At 70.5% G+C, this 17,226-nt stretch carries 21 protein-coding genes, 1 pseudogene and 1 riboswitch; of the genes and pseudogenes, 9 read left to right on the top strand and 13 right to left on the bottom strand.

The features are described 5' to 3' along the window. Positions 1-120 precede the first annotated feature (120 nt). On the bottom strand, positions 121-471 hold the full coding sequence (locus ACGFSB_RS33115; RefSeq protein WP_393406985.1) for a VOC family protein: 351 nt from the start codon (positions 469-471) through the stop codon (positions 121-123). 50 nt (positions 472-521) lie between these two features. On the opposite strand from ACGFSB_RS33115, the gene ACGFSB_RS33110 reads away from it, so the two are divergent. Then, a complete protein-coding gene (locus tag ACGFSB_RS33110; RefSeq protein ID WP_393406983.1) occupies positions 522-884 on the top strand; it encodes a VOC family protein in 363 nt (120 codons plus the stop codon). A gap of 23 nt (positions 885-907) precedes the next feature. Here ACGFSB_RS33110 and ACGFSB_RS33105 read toward each other — a convergent pair whose 3' ends face one another. The 4 genes from ACGFSB_RS33105 to bioB form a co-directional block, all read right to left on the bottom strand. Continuing rightward, positions 908-1,579: a class I SAM-dependent methyltransferase gene (locus ACGFSB_RS33105; RefSeq protein WP_393406980.1), complete on the bottom strand. Its 672-nt coding sequence runs from the start codon at positions 1,577-1,579 to the stop codon at positions 908-910. Between the two features lie 193 nt (positions 1,580-1,772). Beyond that, positions 1,773-2,519, bottom strand: a complete 747-nt coding sequence (bioD, locus tag ACGFSB_RS33100; RefSeq protein WP_393406977.1) for a dethiobiotin synthase — start codon at positions 2,517-2,519, stop codon at positions 1,773-1,775. Between the two features lies 1 nt (position 2,520). Further along, entirely contained in the window at positions 2,521-3,810 is a 1,290-nt protein-coding gene (locus ACGFSB_RS33095) for an adenosylmethionine--8-amino-7-oxononanoate transaminase (RefSeq protein ID WP_393406974.1), read from the bottom strand. Then, positions 3,803-4,984, bottom strand: a complete 1,182-nt coding sequence (gene bioB, locus ACGFSB_RS33090; protein ID WP_393406972.1) for a biotin synthase BioB — start codon at positions 4,982-4,984, stop codon at positions 3,803-3,805. Before bioB ends, ACGFSB_RS33095 begins: the two co-directional genes overlap by 8 nt. A 162-nt stretch (positions 4,985-5,146) precedes the next feature. Between bioB and ACGFSB_RS33085 the strand changes: the two genes are divergently transcribed. Further along, positions 5,147-6,289, top strand: a complete 1,143-nt coding sequence (locus tag ACGFSB_RS33085; protein ID WP_393406970.1) for an 8-amino-7-oxononanoate synthase — start codon at positions 5,147-5,149, stop codon at positions 6,287-6,289. Here ACGFSB_RS33085 and ACGFSB_RS33080 read toward each other — a convergent pair whose 3' ends face one another. Together ACGFSB_RS33080 and ACGFSB_RS33075 are read right to left on the bottom strand one after the other, a co-directional pair. Beyond that, positions 6,290-6,514 carry a DUF397 domain-containing protein gene (locus tag ACGFSB_RS33080; RefSeq protein WP_393406968.1) on the bottom strand — a complete coding sequence of 75 codons (225 nt, stop codon included), beginning with the start codon at positions 6,512-6,514 and terminating at the stop codon, positions 6,290-6,292. It abuts the gene before it with no gap. A gap of 9 nt (positions 6,515-6,523) precedes the next feature. Further along, a complete protein-coding gene (locus ACGFSB_RS33075) occupies positions 6,524-7,384 on the bottom strand; it encodes a helix-turn-helix domain-containing protein (protein ID WP_393406966.1) in 861 nt (286 codons plus the stop codon). Between the two features lie 271 nt (positions 7,385-7,655). Between ACGFSB_RS33075 and ACGFSB_RS33070 the strand changes: the two genes are divergently transcribed. Next, positions 7,656-8,117 carry an ATP-binding protein gene (locus ACGFSB_RS33070; RefSeq protein WP_393406964.1) on the top strand — a complete coding sequence of 154 codons (462 nt, stop codon included), beginning with the start codon at positions 7,656-7,658 and terminating at the stop codon, positions 8,115-8,117. Here ACGFSB_RS33070 and ACGFSB_RS33065 read toward each other — a convergent pair. Continuing rightward, a complete protein-coding gene (locus ACGFSB_RS33065) occupies positions 8,106-9,017 on the bottom strand; it encodes a LysR family transcriptional regulator (RefSeq protein WP_393406962.1) in 912 nt (303 codons plus the stop codon). The two genes, ACGFSB_RS33070 and ACGFSB_RS33065, sit on opposite strands and share 12 nt — an antisense overlap. A gap of 114 nt (positions 9,018-9,131) precedes the next feature. Between ACGFSB_RS33065 and ACGFSB_RS33060 the strand changes: the two genes are divergently transcribed. Then, positions 9,132-9,767 carry a LysE family translocator gene (locus ACGFSB_RS33060; protein ID WP_393406960.1) on the top strand — a complete coding sequence of 212 codons (636 nt, stop codon included), beginning with the start codon at positions 9,132-9,134 and terminating at the stop codon, positions 9,765-9,767. Here ACGFSB_RS33060 and ACGFSB_RS33055 read toward each other — a convergent pair. The 4 genes from ACGFSB_RS33055 to ACGFSB_RS33040 form a co-directional block, all read right to left on the bottom strand. Further along, a complete protein-coding gene (locus ACGFSB_RS33055; protein WP_393406958.1) occupies positions 9,745-10,266 on the bottom strand; it encodes a DUF6328 family protein in 522 nt (173 codons plus the stop codon). The genes ACGFSB_RS33060 and ACGFSB_RS33055 overlap by 23 nt on opposite strands. Before the next feature lie 96 nt (positions 10,267-10,362). Beyond that, positions 10,363-10,836, bottom strand: coding sequence for a C40 family peptidase (locus tag ACGFSB_RS33050; protein WP_393406955.1), 474 nt, complete (start codon positions 10,834-10,836; stop codon positions 10,363-10,365). Between the two features lie 3 nt (positions 10,837-10,839). Further along, positions 10,840-11,013: riboswitch (cyclic di-AMP (ydaO/yuaA leader) on the bottom strand. 354 nt (positions 11,014-11,367) lie between these two features. Then, entirely contained in the window at positions 11,368-11,676 is a 309-nt protein-coding gene (locus tag ACGFSB_RS33045) for a hypothetical protein (protein WP_393406953.1), read from the bottom strand. Between the two features lie 7 nt (positions 11,677-11,683). Then, positions 11,684-12,319, bottom strand: coding sequence for an ATP-dependent Clp protease proteolytic subunit (locus tag ACGFSB_RS33040; protein ID WP_393406951.1), 636 nt, complete (start codon positions 12,317-12,319; stop codon positions 11,684-11,686). Positions 12,320-12,492: 173 nt separating this feature from the next. Here ACGFSB_RS33040 and ACGFSB_RS33035 point away from each other — a divergent pair, with 173 nt between their 5' ends. The 3 genes from ACGFSB_RS33035 to ACGFSB_RS33025 all read left to right on the top strand — a co-directional run bounded on the left by ACGFSB_RS33035 (position 12,493) and on the right by ACGFSB_RS33025 (position 15,297). After that, positions 12,493-13,938, top strand: coding sequence for an amidase (locus ACGFSB_RS33035; protein ID WP_393406949.1), 1,446 nt, complete (start codon positions 12,493-12,495; stop codon positions 13,936-13,938). Positions 13,939-14,134: 196 nt separating this feature from the next. Continuing rightward, a complete protein-coding gene (locus ACGFSB_RS33030) occupies positions 14,135-14,521 on the top strand; it encodes a gas vesicle structural protein GvpA (protein WP_393406947.1) in 387 nt (128 codons plus the stop codon). Beyond that, positions 14,518-15,297, top strand: a complete 780-nt coding sequence (locus ACGFSB_RS33025; RefSeq protein WP_393406945.1) for a GvpL/GvpF family gas vesicle protein — start codon at positions 14,518-14,520, stop codon at positions 15,295-15,297. The genes ACGFSB_RS33030 and ACGFSB_RS33025 overlap by 4 nt, the downstream gene beginning before the upstream one ends. Before the next feature lie 74 nt (positions 15,298-15,371). Here ACGFSB_RS33025 and ACGFSB_RS33020 read toward each other — a convergent pair. Then, positions 15,372-15,622, bottom strand: a pseudogene (locus ACGFSB_RS33020) (hypothetical protein); the annotation flags it as partial. 130 nt (positions 15,623-15,752) lie between these two features. On the opposite strand from ACGFSB_RS33020, the gene ACGFSB_RS33015 reads away from it, so the two are divergent. Next, positions 15,753-16,763 carry a Ppx/GppA family phosphatase gene (locus ACGFSB_RS33015; RefSeq protein ID WP_393406943.1) on the top strand — a complete coding sequence of 337 codons (1,011 nt, stop codon included), beginning with the start codon at positions 15,753-15,755 and terminating at the stop codon, positions 16,761-16,763. Between the two features lie 130 nt (positions 16,764-16,893). Further along, positions 16,894-17,178, top strand: a complete 285-nt coding sequence (locus tag ACGFSB_RS33010) for a type II toxin-antitoxin system Phd/YefM family antitoxin (RefSeq protein WP_393406940.1) — start codon at positions 16,894-16,896, stop codon at positions 17,176-17,178. Positions 17,179-17,226: the final 48 nt, after the last annotated feature.

Here is a 17,226-nt window from a genome sequence, read left to right as displayed (position 1 = left end):
CACCCGAGCCAAGATGAAACGCCTGGTCACACTAGGAATCCTCACCGAGACCGAGCCCGGCACCTTCAGCAAGAAGCACTAACCAAGTCCGCAACGGACATCAACTCACGAACCGACCTCTCAGAGGTCGGTGGCCCGCTGGTGGCGCGGTTCGTACATGCCGACCTCGCCGCCGCCCGGCAGCCGGAAGCGGGTGAGGCGACCCCAGCCCGCGTCGGTGACCGGCTGAGTGAACTCCACGTCCTTGGCGGTCAGTTCACGCACCGTCGCCTCGACGTCGTCGCACATCAGATACAGCTCGTGCGACTCGGGGCCAGGCGTGGGATGCACGGCGACCTCGGACGGCGGCAGCTTGAAGATCAGCCAGCCGCCGCCCGCGTCGACGTGGGGGTACTCCAGTACGTCCCTGAAGAAGGCCCGGTCGGCTTCCGCGTCGTTGCTGTAGATGATGAGGTGCGCGCCATTGATCATGCGGCGAGGATAGGTTCGGTGGGAGAGAGCCGCACCTCAGGAGGACACCCATGCCTGCCGCCGTCCAGCCGATGATCATCACCCCTGATATCGACCGCCTGCTGCGGTTCTACCAGGGTCTGCTCGGGGCCGAGGAAGTGTCGAGGACTCCGGAGGAGGGGCCCCCGTTCTTCGTGGACCTGCGCATCGGCGACTCGGAACTGGGCGTGGTCTCGGACACCACCGTGCCGCTCGACACACCGCAGCGGATCCTCCTGAGCATCGCGGTCGAGGCGGTCGACGATCTCCTGAAGCGGGTGGAGTCCCTCGGCGGCGAGGTGCTCGGGGCGGCCACCGACATGCCGTGGGGGCAGCGCGTCGCGCACATCAAGGACCCGGACGGCAACGCGGTCAACCTCACGCAGCAGATCTGACGGCTATTTCGCCGCTCGCCGTATCAGTCGCTCGCCGGCCGCCGGGCCGTGCCGAGCACGCAGTACGAGGTCGGCAGCCGCGGGCCTTTGGGCGGCACCAACAGGGTTCGGTACGGGCCGAGTTCGAACCCCGCGGCGCGCAGCGCGCCCACCGTGTCGCGTGCCACGTGACAGCCGCCGAAGAGCAGCGGCCAGACCGTGCGGTCCAGGGCGCGCTGCGCGGTCGCCATCGCCGCGCCGGGCGCGACGCCGTGCTCGAAGAACCGCAGCTCGCCGCCGGGCCGCAGAACGCGCCGCAGCTCGGCGAGCGCGCGGGGCACATCCCGCACGCTGCACAGCACCAGCGAGGCCACGGCGCCGTCGAACGCCTCGCTCTTGATGGGCAGGGCTTCGGCGGTGCCGGGCACGACGTCGACCGGTACGTCGGCTCGCACCGCCGCGGAGGCGGCCAACTGCCGCAGTCTGCGCTCCGGTTCGATCGCCACGACCTCGGAGACCGCCCCCGGATAGTGCGCGAAGTTCAGCCCGTTGCCCGCGCCGACCTCGATCACACGGCCGGAGAGCCCGGCGAGGAGCTCCCCGCGGAGCGGGCCGACAAGGCGCTCGGCGGCCACGCTCTGACGGGCGTAGAAACGGGCGAAGACGGGATGGTGCACGGCGTCGCGGGACGCCGCCTTGGCTGAGCGAGGTGACATGGGGCCCTCCTCGGCGGGGCGAGCGGATACCGCAATGGTGCCCCGGCACGGCCGGTTTCCCCCACGCCGACGCGGACGATCCGCTCCCGGTGGCATCGCGCCGCCGACGCTCGGGGCCATCGCGGCAGGTGGGTGATACGGAGTGCAGGCGGGCGAGCGGAGTCACCCGCACGCCACCCTCTCCGCCTGGATCTCAGAGGGCCGGGCCGAGCGTGAACCCCTCCGGCGCCTCCCGCGCAGCGAACGCCGCCCCGTCCCACGTGCCGCCAAGATCCGGCGCCAGCCAGCCCCCCGCCCTCGCGCGGAAGTCGGCGCGCTCGAGCGAACCCGCACCCTCCGGGATCACGCCGATGAGCCCTGCCCCCGCCGATTCCGGCAGGTCCGCGAGGTTGCAGCGGGATGCCAGGTCCGGTGCGGCGGGCCAGCTGCCGACCACTACGCCCAAGGGGGTGAGGCCGCGGGCTCGCAGCGCCTCCGTGGTGAGTGCCGTCATGTTCAGGGTGCCGAGACCCGCCGACGCGACCACCAGGACCGGGGCGTCGAGGAGGCGGGCGGCGTCGGCGAGGGTGGCGCCCTCGTCGTCGTAGCGTACGAGCAGGCCACCCGCGCCCTCGACCAGGACCAGGTCGTGTTCGGCCGCCAACTTCTCCGCCGCCTCGGCCACTTCGTACGGGCGGACCGGCGCCATCCCTGCCCGCCGCGCCGCGGTGTTCGGGGCCAACGGCTCGGGAAAGCGGGCGAGTTCGAGGGTGGTGACCTCGTCGCCCGCGAGGCGTGTCACCTCGTCCGCGTCTCCCGCCTCCCCGGGTGCGACCCCCGTCTGCGCGGGCTTCAGCACCGCCACACTCCGCCCGGCGGCGAGCGCGAGCGCGGCCACCGCGGCCGTCGTCACCGTCTTGCCGATCTCGGTGCCGGTACCGGACACCACGATGACCGTCATCTCAGCCCTCCTCGGCCGCCGCGCACACCGCGCGCCCGATCCGTGCCACGTCGTCGTCGCTCGTGATGAACGGCGGCATCGTGTAGATGAGGTCGCGGAACGGCCGCACCCACACCCCCTCGCGCGTCGCGGCGCGGGTGGCTGACGCCATGTCCACGGGGTGGTCCAGCTGGACCACCCCGATCGCGCCGAGCACGCGCACGTCCCGTACGCCCGGCAGCGTGGCCGCCTCGGACAGCGAGTCGAGCAGCCCGGCCTCGATGCGCTTGACCTCGGTCGCCCAGTCCTGCCCGAGCAGCAGCTCGATCGAGGCGCAGGCCACCGCGGCGGCGAGTGGATTGCCCATGAACGTCGGGCCGTGGGCGAGGACCGGCACCTCGCCCTGAGAGATGCCTTCCGCGACCCGCGCCGTGCACAGCGTCGCCGCCAGCGTCAGGTAACCGCCGGTCAGCGCCTTGCCCAGGCACATCACGTCGGGCGTGACGCCCGCGTGGTCCGCGGCGAACAGCGTGCCCGTACGGCCGAACCCCGTCGCGATCTCGTCGAACACCAGCAGCACGTCGTGCTCGTCGCAGGCCTCACGGAGCACCCGCAGATAGGCGGGGGAGTGGAAGCGCATACCGCCCGCGCCCTGCACCACCGGCTCCACGATCACGGCCGCGAGCTCGTCGGCGTGGCGTCCGATCAGCTCCCGCAGATGGTCGGCGTACCTCTCGTCGTATGCCCCGTAACCGGTCGGCGGCGCGTCCGCGAACACCTGCTGGGGCAGCGCCCCCTGCCACAGCTCGTGCATACCGCCCTGGGGGTCGCACACCGACATGGGCTGCCAGGTGTCCCCGTGGTAACCGCCCCGCCAGGTCAGCATCCGCCGCTTCTGGGGACGGCCGAGCGAGCGCCAGTGCTGGAGGCACATCTTGATCGCGACCTCGACCGACACCGAACCGGAGTCCGCGAGGAAGACGTGCTCGAGGCCGTCCGGCGACATGTCGACAAGGTGCTTCGCGAGGCGGACGGCGGGCTCATGGGTGAGCCCGCCGAACATGACGTGGCTCATCCGGCCCAGCTGGTCGCGTACCGCCTCGTTGAGCACGGGGTGGTTGTAGCCGTGGATCGCCGACCACCAGGACGACATGCCGTCCACCAACTCGCCCCCGCCGTCGGCGAGCCGCAGCCGCACGCCGCTCGCCGACTCGACGACCAGGGGCTCCTGGCGGCCGGGCATGGGACCGTACGGATGCCACACATGGCGTCGGTCGAGGTCGAGCAGTTCGGGCACGGAGAGGTCAGGCATTGGGCGCCAGGTCCGTTCCCGCGCCACGCCGGCGTACCGCCACCAGATCCGTGCGCGCTTCGGACGCCTCATCCACAACGGCCGCCGGCGCCGCCTCGGACGAACCGCACGGCCCGCAGCCGCCCCCGCCGTCCCCGTGCGACCCGCAGCCCGCAGCGGCCAGGGCGTCCGCGCGGTGCTCCGGCAGCGTCACCGTCTCCGTGCCCTCGACCTCGAAACCGGCGTCCGCGATCATCTCCAGGTCGGTCTTGCCCGCCTGGCCCTCGCTGGTCAGGTAGTCGCCGAGGAAGATCGAGTTGGCGAGGTGCAGGGCGAGCGGCTGCATCGTGCGCAGGTGTACCTCGCGACCACCCGCGATGCGTACCTCCACGTCGGGGCAGACGAAGCGGACCATGGCGAGGATGCGCAGGCAGCGTTGCGGGGTGAGGTTCCACTCCTTGGCCAGCGGCGTGCCCTCGAAGGGGATCAGGAAGTTGACCGGCACCGAGTCGGGGTCGAGGTCGCGCAGCGCGAAGACGACGTCCACCAGGTCGTCATCCTTCTCGCCCATGCCCGCGATCAGACCCGAACAGGCGGAGAGACCCGCGGCCTGCGCCTGCTGCACGGTGTCTACACGGTCGGCGTACGTGTGGGTCGTGGTGATCTCGCCGTACGTCCCCTCGGACGTATTGAGGTTGTGGTTGTACGCGTCGGCGCCCGCTGTGCGCAGTTTGTCCGCCTGGCCGGAGGAGAGCAGGCCGAGGCAGGCGCAGACCTCGACGTCCTCGTTCTGTTGCTTGATGGCCTCGATGGTCTGCGAGACCCGATCGACGTCGCGGTCCGTCGGGCCGCGACCGCTGGCGACCAGGCAGACCCGCTTCGCGCCGCCCGCGACTCCGGCGGCGGCGGCCTGTGAGGCCTCGTCGGGCTTCAGCCAGGTGTACTTGAGGATGCCGGCCGTCGAGCCCAGACGCTGCGAACAGTACGAGCAGTCCTCGGGACAGAGGCCCGACTTGAGGTTGACCAGATAGTTGAGCTTCACCCGCCGCCCGAACCACTGCCGCCGCACTTTCCCGGCGGCGGAAACCACGTCGAGAAGCTCGTCGTCAGAGGTGGCCAGCACGGCCAGCGCCTCTTCACGGGTCGGCAGTTCGCGCCGAAGCCCCTTGTCCACCAGCGTGTTCAGCAGATCCATGGCGCTGATCCTTACGCACGAGAGCCTGCCTTTCCAAGGAGGATTCACACAACAGAAACGCTTTGTGGTGTGGGTATTGCCACATCCTGGCCCGGTGGCCCGAAGGCTAGGGTCTGTGCACTGTCTACAAACAGGCCCGTGATCATGACCTGGAGGAACCTTATGGCGAGCTCGCCGTTCGACTGGATCGACGAGCAGGCGGACGTGCGCGCACGGGCCGGACTCGTCCGCACCCTGCGCCCGCGCCCCGCTGACGCGGGCGGCCTCCTCGACCTGGCGAGCAACGACTACCTGGGCCTGGCCAGGCATCCCGAGATCACCGAGGGCGCGGCGGCGGCGGCCCGGCGCTGGGGCGGCGGGGCGACCGGGTCCCGCCTGGTGACGGGCACCACCGAGCTGCACGCGGAGCTGGAGCGCGAACTCGCCGCGTTCTGCGGCTTCGAGTCCGCCCTCGTCCTGTCCTCCGGATACGCCGCGAACCTCGCCGCCGTCACCGCGCTCGCCCCGCACGGCTCACTGATCGTCTCGGACGCGAGCAACCACGCCTCGCTGATCGACGGCTGCCGCCTCGCGCGCGGTACGACGCAGGTCGTGCCGCACGGCGACTCCGAGGCGGTGCGCAAGGCGCTGGACGCTCACGCGGGGACGGCCGTCGTCGTGTCGGACACGGTCTTCTCGGTGGACGGCGACGCGGCCCCACTGTCCGAACTCGCCGACACCTGCCGGGAGTTCGGCGCCGGTCTCATCCTCGACGACGCCCATGGTCTCGGTGTGCTCGGGGACGGTGGACGGGGCGCCCCGCAGGCGGCTGGGCTCGCGGGCACACCCCACACGGTGGCCACGGTCACCCTGTCGAAGTCCTTCGGCAGCCAGGGCGGTGCGGTTCTCGGTCCCGCCAAGGTGATCGACCACCTGGTCAACGCGGCCCGCACGTTCATCTTCGACACCGGGCTCGCCCCCGCCGCCGCGGGCGCGGCACTCGCCGCCCTGCGGTTGCTTGTCCGGGAGCCCGAGCGTGCCGCACGGGCCCGCGCGGTCGCTGCCGAACTGCATGGACGCCTCACGGCGGAAGGTCTTTCGGCGGTACGTCCCGACGCCGCCGTCGTCTCCGTGCGCGCACCGTCACCGGAAGCGGCCGTGCGCTGGGCGGCCGACTGCCGTGGCGCGGGTCTCGCGGTCGGCTGTTTCCGTCCGCCGTCGGTGCCCGACGGCATCTCGCGGCTGCGGCTGACCGCCCGTGCGGATCTCACCGACGTACAGATCGCCGATGCCGTACGAGTGATCAGCCGCACCGCACCCCGGTAGTCACCGGAGGCCGTGGACGAAGGCCTCCCATGTGGCGGGTGAGAAGAGCAGGGCGGGTCCTGCGGTGTTCTTCGAGTCGCGCACGGCGAGGAGCCCCGACCTCGGCCCTGAAGTCAGCGGGGCTGTCTCGACGCAGTTGTTCATTCCGTTGCTGCGGGTGCTGCGATGCCACTGCGCTCGGTGCAGAGATGTGCTGGAAACCACCTGTCGAGGCAGTGCAGTCATGGTGCCCCCTTACGCGCCGTCACCTGTCCCGGCGATGTGATCCGTCGATTCTTCGGGTGAAAGTGCCTGTTCTTGAAGGGAGTTGAAGGCATCCGTGTATGCCTGGAGGTCTTCTTTCCGTTCGAGGTAGAGGCTACTCGTCAAGTGGTCGAGAACAACCACATCCAGATCAGAAATGTTCGGAAAGGACAAGATAACGAAAGACCCGATGAGCCCTCTGTGCTCTCCGGCGGCGAACGGCAACACCTGAAGTCGTACGTGGGGCAACTGTGTGGCATTCAATAACTGTTTCAACTGACCCGCGAGGACTCGGCTCCCGCCCACCGGCCGGCGCAGCACCGCCTCGTCCAGGATCACGCTGAGTCGCAGCGGCGGTGAGGCGCGCAGCACGTCCTGGCGCGCCAGGCGCACCTCCACCAGCGCGTCCACCTGCTCGTCCGGCAGCCCGTCGAGCGCGGCCCGCGTCACCGCACGCGCGTAGTCCGGCGTCTGTAGCAGGCCGGGTACGACGGTGGTCTCCAGGGTGCGCACCCGACAGGCCTGTGACTCCAGGCTGATGAAATCGCGGTAGGCGGGCGGCAGCAGCTCACGGTAGGCGTGCCACCAGTGGCGGCGCCCGCCCTCGTCGTCCGTGCCCGCCAACGCGACCAGTAACTGGCGGAGCTGGGGGTCCTTCACCTCGTACGCTTCGAGCAACAGGGTGACGTCGGCGGCCTTGACACCGCTACGCCCGGTCTCGATCCGGCTCACCTTCGACTGATGCCAGCCGACCCGGCCCGCGGCCTGGCCACTGGTGAGCCCCGCGAGCGTGCGCAGCGCGCGCAGTTCGGCGCCGAGTTTGCGGCGGCGCACCGCGGGACCGTACCGCATGTCCGCCTCCTTCCCGACGGAGCTTCATTTCCGGCCTCCCCCTGGCCGTTTCAACGGCGACATTAGAGGAAGCGTCGGCCCTATGCCCAAATACGCTCTGCCGTAGCAGAGTTCACCGCTTCGAGCGACAGATATATGCACATCTCGGTGGATCGCCACCCGTGAACGGCGTAGGAGTGGCAGTCTGGCGCGAAGCACCAATCCGGGTCTGTCCTCGTGCCTTCCGCTACGAGTCGGAGTCCAGCCCCGGTGGGAAAGGGACAGCGTCGCCATGGCAGACCTTCAGGAAGCATCCGTCACCCTGCCGAGCGATCCTGCCTCGGTCTCCGCGGCCCGGAAATACGTTTCGACCGTTCTGGCGGAGTGGGGCCTGCCAGGCGACGCCGAAGTGGCCGACACGGTCCGGCTCATCGTGTCCGAACTCGCCACGAACGCCGTCCAGCACACCCTGGGCCAGTCGCCCACCTTCACGGTGGACATCGAGCTCGACCGGGACGAGCAACTGCGCGTCGGCGTCACCGACAGCCACCCCCGCTACCCCAAGCGGCTGCCCGCCGCCGTCCAGCAGGACAACGGCCGCGGCATGGTGATCATCCGCTGGCTGACCATGGAGTGCGGCGGCAGGCTTTCGGTCACGCCCACCCCCGAGGGCGGCAAGACGGTCTGGATCGCGCTGCCCTGGACCGCGCCGGTCCGCGGTGAGACTCCCTCGCGCGCACCCTCACCCCGCTGAGCGTCCGAAGGCTCCCCGGAGCAGGGCCCGGAAGGTGTCCGCCGCGGGGTACGACGCGTCGGTGCGGTGGACGACCGAGATCGTCCGGCGCAGGTCGCCCGGTTCCAGCGGCCTCACCCCCACCGGGGTGGCCGCCGTGCGCGCCACCATCTCCGGTACGACGGCGACGCCGAGCCCGGCGCTGACCAGCGCGCACACCAGCGCGTACCCCGGAGTCTCCACCAGGACCGAGGGCATCGCCCCGGCCCGGACGAGCGCCGACTCCACGCCCTGCCGGGGCGGATGCGCCGGCGCCATGCTGATCAGCGGCTGTCCGGCGAGTTCGGCCAGCGGCAGTCTGGACGAGGCGCCCGCGAGCGCGTGTCCCGGCGAGGTCACCAGGACCAACTCCTCGACCAGGAGCGGCTCCGCGGTCACGGAAGCGGGCAGCGACACGGGATCAGCGGGTTCGTACGTATGGGTGAGGGCTACGTCGACCTCGCCCGCCGCGACGGCCGCGATGCCGAGCGGCGGCTCGTAGCCCCGCACCGTCAGCTCGATGTCCGGATGGGCACGGCGGAACGCGGTCAGGGCGGGCGGCATCAGCTGGATCCCCGCCGTGGTGAAGGTGCCCACGCGCAGCCTGCCGCCGGACAGACCCGCCAGCTGGGCCAGTTCGTGCCGGGCCCGCTCCATCTCGTCAAGGACCCGGCGCGCCCGCGCGAGGAGCAGCTCGCCCGCACCGGTCAGACGTGCCCCGCGGTGATGCCGTACCAGGAGAGCGGTGCCCGCCTCGCGTTCGAGCTTGGCCAGCTGCTGGGAGAGGGCGGGCACGGTGTAGCCGAGGCGCTCGGCGGCGCGGGTGATGGACCCGGCCTCGGAGACCGCCACCAGTGCGGCGAGCCGCGTCGGGTCGTACATGGTGTCTCCTGGTGCGGGAGAGAGCCTGGGCGCCTGGGGCTAAACGTCTGCTTAAGGCAGACCCAGGATATTCCACATACCTGCTGAAGGCAGAAGAACGGCAGGGTGGGGGACATGGACGCACAACTGGTCGCCTTCACCGGGGTCGCCGCGGGCATGGTCGCCATGCCGGGCGCCGATTTCGCCGTCGTGGTGCGCAACGCGCTCGCCTCCCGACGGGCGGGCGTCACCTGTGCGCTCGGCGTCGCGGGCGGGCTCCTGGTGCACACGGCGCTCGCGGTGGCCGGGGTGGCGGCGGTCCTCACGGCGGTGCCCGCCCTCTTCCGGGCGCTGCAGATCATGGGCGGCGCCTATGTGCTGTACCTCGGCTGCCGCGCGCTGCGGTCGGCGGCCCGGCCGCTGGAGAGTTTCGGTGCCCCGGACACCGACGCGGAGCCGAAGGCGGCGGGCGCCGGCAGCCTGCGGCAGGGCTTCCTGACCAATGCCCTCAACCCCAAGGCGCCGATCACCTTCCTGAGCGTGCTGCCCCAGTTCGTGCCCGCGGGGAGCCCCGCGATGCCCAGGACGCTGCTTCTCGCGTCCATCATCGTCGCCCTGGCCCTCGTGTGGTTCCCGGCCGTCGCGATCCTGGTGGACCGCCTCGGCAACTGGCTGCGCAGACCGCGTACGGCCCGTGCCGTCGAGGGCGGCACGGGCGCGGCACTCGGCGTGCTCGGCCTGGTGCTCCTCAGCGAGGCGGCTCTCGCGTGACGTGCTGCCGCGAGGCCGAGCGGCGCAGCAGACGGGGGAGTACGCCCCACAGGCCCGCGCACACCAGCAGTGTGCCCGCGCTTGCGATGATCCCGCCGGTGCGGCCCACCGCCACGTCCACGACCAGGAGCACGGATCCGGCGAGGGCGAACATCAGGACGCCCATGCCGATCCGGGCGAGGTGCGAAGAGACCCGCACGATCAGCGGCTTGGCGCGCCTCTGGAACAGCGCCCTGTGCACCGCGGCCGGTGCCGTGAACAGAGCCGCCGCCAGGACGGCGAGCAGCAGCGTGGTGACGTAGGTGGCGCGCTGCACGGTGTCCAGAGACGGGAAGCGCGGGGTGAAGGCGAGTGTCAGCAGGAACGCGAAGAGGATCTGCACGCCGGTCTGCGTGACCCTCAACTCCTGGAGGATCTCCGAGAAGTTGCGGTCGGCGCGTTCGAAGGGCGTCTCGTTGCGGGTGTCGTGAGCGGCGTGGGTGCCGCTGTCGTCGGCCATGCCGCACGAGTATCCGGGTCGGCGCACTCCAAGCGCGGCGGGCGCGCCGGGCGACGGCGTCGGCCGTGGGGCCGGCCGCCGCCGCCCGGCGGCAGGTCAGCGCACCCTGCCGTACGAGACGCTCTTCGTCCAGATCTTCTCCAGGCGCACCACGGTCCCGCTCTTGGGCGCGTGCCAGATGCGGCCCTTACCGGCGTAGATGCCGACGTGGTAGATGCTCCGGCCGGAGCGGAAGAAGACGAGGTCGCCGCGGCTGCGGTTCGACGCCGATACATGGCGGGTCTTGTTGTACTGCTGCGCGGCGGTGCGCGGCAGCTTCTTGCCCGTGCGCTTGAACGAGTAGAGGGTCAGGCCCGAGCAGTCGAACCGGTGTGGCCCCGCCGCTCCATAGCGGTACGGAGAGCCCTTCTTGGATGCGGCGATCTGGAGCGCCTTCGTCCCGTGTGTCGCGGCCTGTGCTTCCGACGTGAGCCCTGGGGCCACGAGGGTGCCGCCTACGACGGCGAGCGTGAGGACCGATGCGGAGCCGGCCCTGGTGAGCAGCGACGGAACATGATTCAGCGCGGTCATGCGCAACCCTTCGTCAGCCGCCTGTGAAGGATGACCTGTCGGATTCGGGCTGGCGAAGTTGCCCGGCCGCGGTGTGCGGCTTCACCCCAAGGGCCGTCGTCCGGACTTTCCGGAACCGACCCGTCATGCCTGGGTCCTCCACTCCTGCCGGTGCACCGATGTCGACCGGATATCCGGGCGGCGGCAGGACTCGGCGTCCGCCCGGACCGCCCCGCCGTGTGGCGGGGTCTTGTCGTCGGAAGGGATCTTGACCTGTGAAAGGCCCGAATTCCGAGCCGAAACGGCCTTTTGTGAGGCTCCTCACGGCTGAACCGTTCGGGTGGACAAGGCAGGATTCGGGATCGGGCCGAGGGGCTCGACGATCGTTCTACCAGCACCGGAACGTCAGATTCCGCCCGCCGCGTACACACGTGGTGCAACTGGGACCGGCCGAGAATACGACGATTGGCTACGCCGAACGAGGTAGCCCGACTGGTCCGTTTAAGACCGGCCCCGGACGCTCCAGGTCCGCGGCGCGAATATGACGCGTGCTCAGGACGCCGACGGGGGAGGCATGGTGACCCGCGAGGACCGCCGCTCGCCGTCGAGCACCCGCAGGGCGCGCGCCAACGTCGGCGCGTGCACGGCGCTCTCGCCCCGCTGGTGCATGAGCGTCAGCGCGTCGCGCAGCGCGGTGGCCTTGCCGACCAGGGCCTGGGCGGCGCGCAGTCCGCCGTACGTGTCCGATGCGCGGGCCGGGTTGATCCGGCCCACCAGATCGACCACTTCGAGGTACCGGTCGATCAACTCGCCCTCGGCGCGGGTGAGTGCGGGCAGCGGAGGGAGTTCGGGCGGCAGCATCGGCGGTTCACCTCGCGTCCGGGGAGCGGAGTGAGGACTTGCGGGTCGAGATGATCCGGTCCACCAGGCCGTACTCGACGGCCTCGGGGGCGCTCAGGATCTTGTCGCGCTCGATGTCGGCCGTGACGCGCTCCGGGCTCTGCCCTGTGTGCTGGACGAGCAGCCGCTCCAGCTGGGCGCGGGTGCGCAGGAGTTCGTCGGCCTGGATCGTCAGGTCGGACGTCTGGCCGTGGATGGGCTCGGCGAACGACGGCTGATGGATCAGGACCCGGGCGCCGGGCAGCGCGAACCGCTTGCCGGGGGTGCCCGCGGCCAGCAGGACCGCGGCGGCCGACGCGGCCTGGCCCAGGCAGGTCGTCTCCACGTCACAGGTGACGAACTGGATCGTGTCGTAGATCGCGGTCATCGCGCTGAACGAGCCGCCGGGGGAGTTGATGTAGAGCGCGATGTCGCGGTCGGGCGCCAGATATTCGAGGTGCATGAACTGCGCCATCACGTCGTTGGCCGAGGTGGCGTCGATCGGCGTACCCAGAAAGACGATGCGCTCCTCGAGCAGCTTCGAGTACGGATCGAGGGTCCGCTGCCCCGTGCTGGTGTGCTCGGTGAACTGGGGCAGGACATAGCGGGCAGACGGTCGGTTCATGGCGCGTCTCTCCTCTTCCGGGGGCGGCTGCTCCCCAGTTCCATGAAAAGGGTTCCTGTAAAAAATGTACAGGACGTACGTAACAGCATGGTGGCGAGCATGGGCCGGTGATCCGCGGGAGTCAACAGGCGGGCGGTGTTTCAGCCGTTCGCTGAATGCGAAGGACTCGGCGTATGAGCCCTGAAGCGAACCAAGCGCAGGAGGCGCGAGCCTCCGAGCTCGTCCACCTCACCGCCCGTGAGCTCGCCGCCGGGCTCCGCACCCGCGAACTGTCCGCGCGTGAGGTCGTCCAGGCGCACCTGGACCGGATCGAGCAGGTCAACGGCGCGGTGAACGCCGTGGTGACCCTGGTGGCCGAGCGCGCGCTCGACGAGGCGCACGCCGCCGACGAACGGGCCGCGCACGGCGAACCGCTGGGCCCGCTGCACGGGCTGCCCATCGCCCACAAGGACACCCACGACACCCGCGGTATCCGGACCACTTACGGGACGCCGCTCCTCGCCGACAACGTCCCGGACCGCGACGAGCTGATCGTCGAGCGCATCCGCGCCGCCGGGGCGATCACCATCGGGAAGACCAACGTGCCCGAGTTCGCGGCCGGTTCGCACACCGTCAATCCGGTCTTCGGGGCGACCCGCAACCCGTACGGCCTCCGGTGCTCCGCCGGCGGCAGCGGCGGGGGAGCGGCGGCCGCGCTCGCCTGCAACATGCACCCCCTCGCCGACGGCAGCGACATGGGCGGATCGCTGCGCAACCCCGCGTCGTTCTGCAACGTGGTGGGCCTGCGCCCCTCGCCGGGCCGGGTGCCTTCCTGGCCGGACACCGACCCGTGGTCGACGATGGCCGTACAGGGGCCGATGGCGCGCACGGTCGGCGACGCGGCGCTGCTGCTCTCCGTCATCGCCGGGCCCGACCCGCGTTCACCGATCGCCCTGGAGACTCCGGGCAGCGCGTTCGGCGGGTCACTGGAGAGTGATCCGAGGGGGCTGCGGATCGCGTGGTCGCCGGATCTGGGAGGGGCGGTGCCGGTGGACCGCGAAGTCACCGACGTACTCGCCCCCGCCGTACGGGTGTTCGCCGACCTGGGGTGCATGGTCGAGGAGGCTTGCCCCGATCTGTCCGGCGCCGACGAAGTGTTCCGGACCTTCCGCGCCTGGCAGTTCCACCTGGGGCTCGGCGCGCTCCTGGAGACGGAAGCCGACCGGATGAAACCCAGCCTGGTCAGGAACGTACGGCAGGGAAGCACGCTCACCGGCATCGACCTGGCGCGGGCCACCGAGCTGCACGGCCAACTGTTCCACCGGGTGCGGGAGTTCTTCGAGAGGTACGACGCCCTGGTCCTGCCGACCAGTCAAGTGGTGCCGTTCCCCGTCGAGTTGGAGTATCCGGAGCAGGTCGCCGGGGTGCCGATGGATGACTATCTGGACTGGATGCGCTCGGCGTACCTGGTGTCCGCGACCGGCAGCCCGGCCCTTTCGGTGCCCGCCGGGTTCACTCCGGGGGGCCTGCCGGTCGGGCTGCAGATCGTCGGTCCGCACCGGGCCGACCTACAGGTGCTGCGCATCGGGTACGCCTTTGAGCAAGCGACCCGGCACGGCGAGCGCAGGCCTGAGGTCTGAGATGTTTGACCAATGGCTTACGGGCCACTCGGGTGTTCGAGGTGGCCGTATGGAACACATCGTCGGATCCGGAGAAGAAGGCGAGTCCAGCGGCTGTAAGAGCGCGAGTCCAGCGGCTGTAAGAGCAAGAGCGCCGTTCCGTGCGGGTCTCCGTAGATCTCCCACAGATTTACCAGAGTAAGGAGGGCCGGTCGGCATGACCGTTGTCCCTGCACAGCAAGCCGGCGGATCGGGCGGCACCAGGGGCCTGTACGACGTCCTGGAGCTCGTCCTCGACCGCGGCCTCGTCATCGACGCCTTCGCGCGCGTCTCGCTCGTCGGCATCGAGATCCTCAAGATTGATGTACGGGTGGTTGTCGCGAGCGTCGACACTTATCTGCGCTTCGCCGAGGCGTGCTACCGCCTTGACCTGGAGGCGGGCCCGCACAGGGACCCCGGCCTCCCCGACCTCATGGGCGAGCTTTCCGGTGCCGCCGAGACGATTTCCGACGCGTTCAAGCAGTCCCGTGAAGAAGGCCAGGCGGAGCCCCGGCCGCGCCCCCGCAAGAGCACAGCCGCGCGCAGGAAGGAGGAGCAGGAGTGAGCACGTACGTCTACGGTGTCACCGCGAGGTCGCACCCTTCGCTTCCCGAAGGCATGAACGGCGTGGGAAAGCCGGCGCGCTCTGTGCGCATCCTCGAGGAAGGCGAGCTCGCGGCCATCGTCAGCGACGCGCCCGAGGGGTTGCGCGCCAAGCGCAACGACCTGCTGGCCCATCAGAACGTGTTGAACGAGGCGGGCGCGGCAGGTCCGGTGCTTCCCATGCGGTTCGGCAACGTGGCCCCGGACGACACGGCCGTCACGAGCGTGCTCGCGGAACGCGCCGAGCACTACCGCGAGCGGCTCTCGACGCTTGCCGGCAAGGTCGAGTACAACGTCAAGGCCAGCCACGACGAACAGGGTGCCCTGCACCGCGTGATGGCCGACACCCCCGAACTGCAGACTCTCGTCGAGGCCAACAGGCAGGCGGGCGGCGGCAGTTACGAACAGAAGCTCCAGCTCGGCGAGATGGTGGTGGCCGCACTCCAGAACCGGGAGGCCGAGGACGCGGTCCAACTGCACCGCACCCTGGAGCCGACGGCGCACGCCGTCAGCGTGGGCCCCGAGTCCACGGGATGGCTGGCCAACCTGTCGTTCCTGGTGGAGCGCGATGCGGCCGGGGTGTTCCTCGCCGCGGTCGAGGAAGCCCGGAAGGCGAATCCGCACGTCGAACTGCGCGTCAACGGCCCGCTCCCGCCCTACAGCTTCGTAGAACCCGGACCCTCCGACCCGGCGGGCGCCACGCCTGAGGCCATGGGTTCGCGGAGCGGCCGGGAGTAGGCGCATGGGACTGATCGGCGAAGTGCTGATGCTGCCGTTCACACGCAGTCCTTCGCTCTCCTCGATCGCCGCCCGGACGGGCTTGTGGTGCCGAACAGGTCCGCCCGCGAGTTCAGCACCGTCGGATCGATCAGATCGCCCGGGAGAGGGAAGACGGAACCCTGCTCGAGGCCGCTGCCCATCGTGTGGATGCTCGTCACGCAGATGTCGGCGCCCGCGTCCATCGCCCAGGACCGGCGAGGATCAGGGCGGAGACGACCGACTTGTGCGCGTCACGCCCGATGAGCAGTTCCTCGTGCGGACCCGCGGCCGACAGCATCGCCGCGGGACCTCCCGAACCAGCGGACCGGCCGGGGGGCTCGCGCGTGGTCGACGGTTGTGGATCACGGGTTCCCTGTTCCCGCCAAGGCCAATCAGGTTGACTGACCACTGCCTTGATGGGTACTCAGAGTCACATGCGAATGAGTGTGATGGATGTGGGCGCGAACGCGGTCCGGCTGGTCGTAGTGGACGCCGAGGACGGTGTGCCCTTGCCGGTTCACACCGCCAAGTGGAAGCTGAGACTTTCCGATGAGGTCGGGCCGAGCGGGGTGATCCCCGAAGAATCCGTGGGGCAGCTGGTCTCCGCGGTCTCCGCGGCTGCCGGGACCGCCCGGCGGTGGGGCTCGGCGGAGCCGCTCGCCTATGCGACGACGGTCGTACGCGGCGCGCCCAACCGTCTTGACGTGTTGCGGACGATCACCGAGGAGACCGGTGTACGACTGTGCACGCTGCCCGGCGAGGTGGAGGCCGAGCTCACCTTCCTCGGGGCCCGCCGGTGGATGGGCTGGCGCGCCGGACCTCTTGCGCTGTTCGACATCGGCGGCGGCTCGCTCGAGGTGGCCTTCGGGCGCGGGCGGCTGCCGGATTACGTGGCCTCGCTGCCGCTGGGCGCACGCCGGCTGACCAGGGACTTCTTCGACGGCGATGACCCGCCGAGCGAGGAGAGCGTGAAGGCGCTGCGGCGCAACGTGCGCCACCAACTGCGGGACGTCGCCGCCCGGATCCGCTGGGAGGGACCGCGCACCGCCGTGGCGACCTCGCGGACGTTTCAGCAGCTGGCGCGGCTCGGTGGCGCCGCCCCTGGCCGCCAGGGTCCTTTCACGGCACGGCAGTTGAGCCGGGCCGAGCTGCGCAAGTGCCGCGACCGGCTCGCCGCGCTGCCGGCGGCCGAGCGCGCCGGGCTGCCGGGGGTCTCCGCGCCGCGGGCCGCGCAGAGCCTGGCCGGAGCGATCGTGGGGCACACGGCGATGAAGCTGACGGGCGTCAAGACGGTCACCATCTGCCCCTGGGCCATCCGCGAGGGTGTGCTGCTGCGGCACATGGAGGACGGCGGAGCATGGTGGGCGGAGGTCAGTCTGCAGGACGGGGGAGCACTGCCCGCCGCACAGCTGACAGCACTGCGGATCGCGGCTCTGCAGAACTGAGGCGTGCGCGGAAGCGGGACTGAGGTGGTGCGCGGACCTCTCGGCAGTGGGCGACGCCCCATCTGACCTGCGATGAACGGGTCCCGCGGGGACAGGATGGCGGCGCCGGGTGCCGGTTAAGCTGGGGAGCATGGCCTACGAGATTCCGGTGACGCAAGCACGAGCAGAGCTCGCCGAACTGATCAACCGCGTCGTCTACGGCGGTGAGCGGGTGGTCGTCACCCGCCACGGCAAGCCACTCGTGGCCCTGGTCTCCGCCGCCGACCTGGAGCGACTCCAGGAGTTGCCGGACGAAGGCGAGGAGCAGGTGATCAGTTCCGTGTCGTCGGTGCACTCCACCTCGTCCACGTCCGGTGCGGGCGAACGGCAGCGATTCGGCATCGCCGCCGAGCACCGGGGCCCCAAGGCGACATAGCCGTACGGCTATTGAGCGCGTGAAAGGCCGTACGCCCCCGTCCGCTAC

Origin of the sequence: Streptomyces sp. NPDC048441, assembly GCF_043200235.1 — a bacterium.
Taxonomy (GTDB): Bacteria; Actinomycetota; Actinomycetes; order Streptomycetales; family Streptomycetaceae; genus Streptomyces.
Note: the sequence above shows the minus strand (reverse complement) of the source record. Positions and strands in the feature narration are given on the sequence as shown.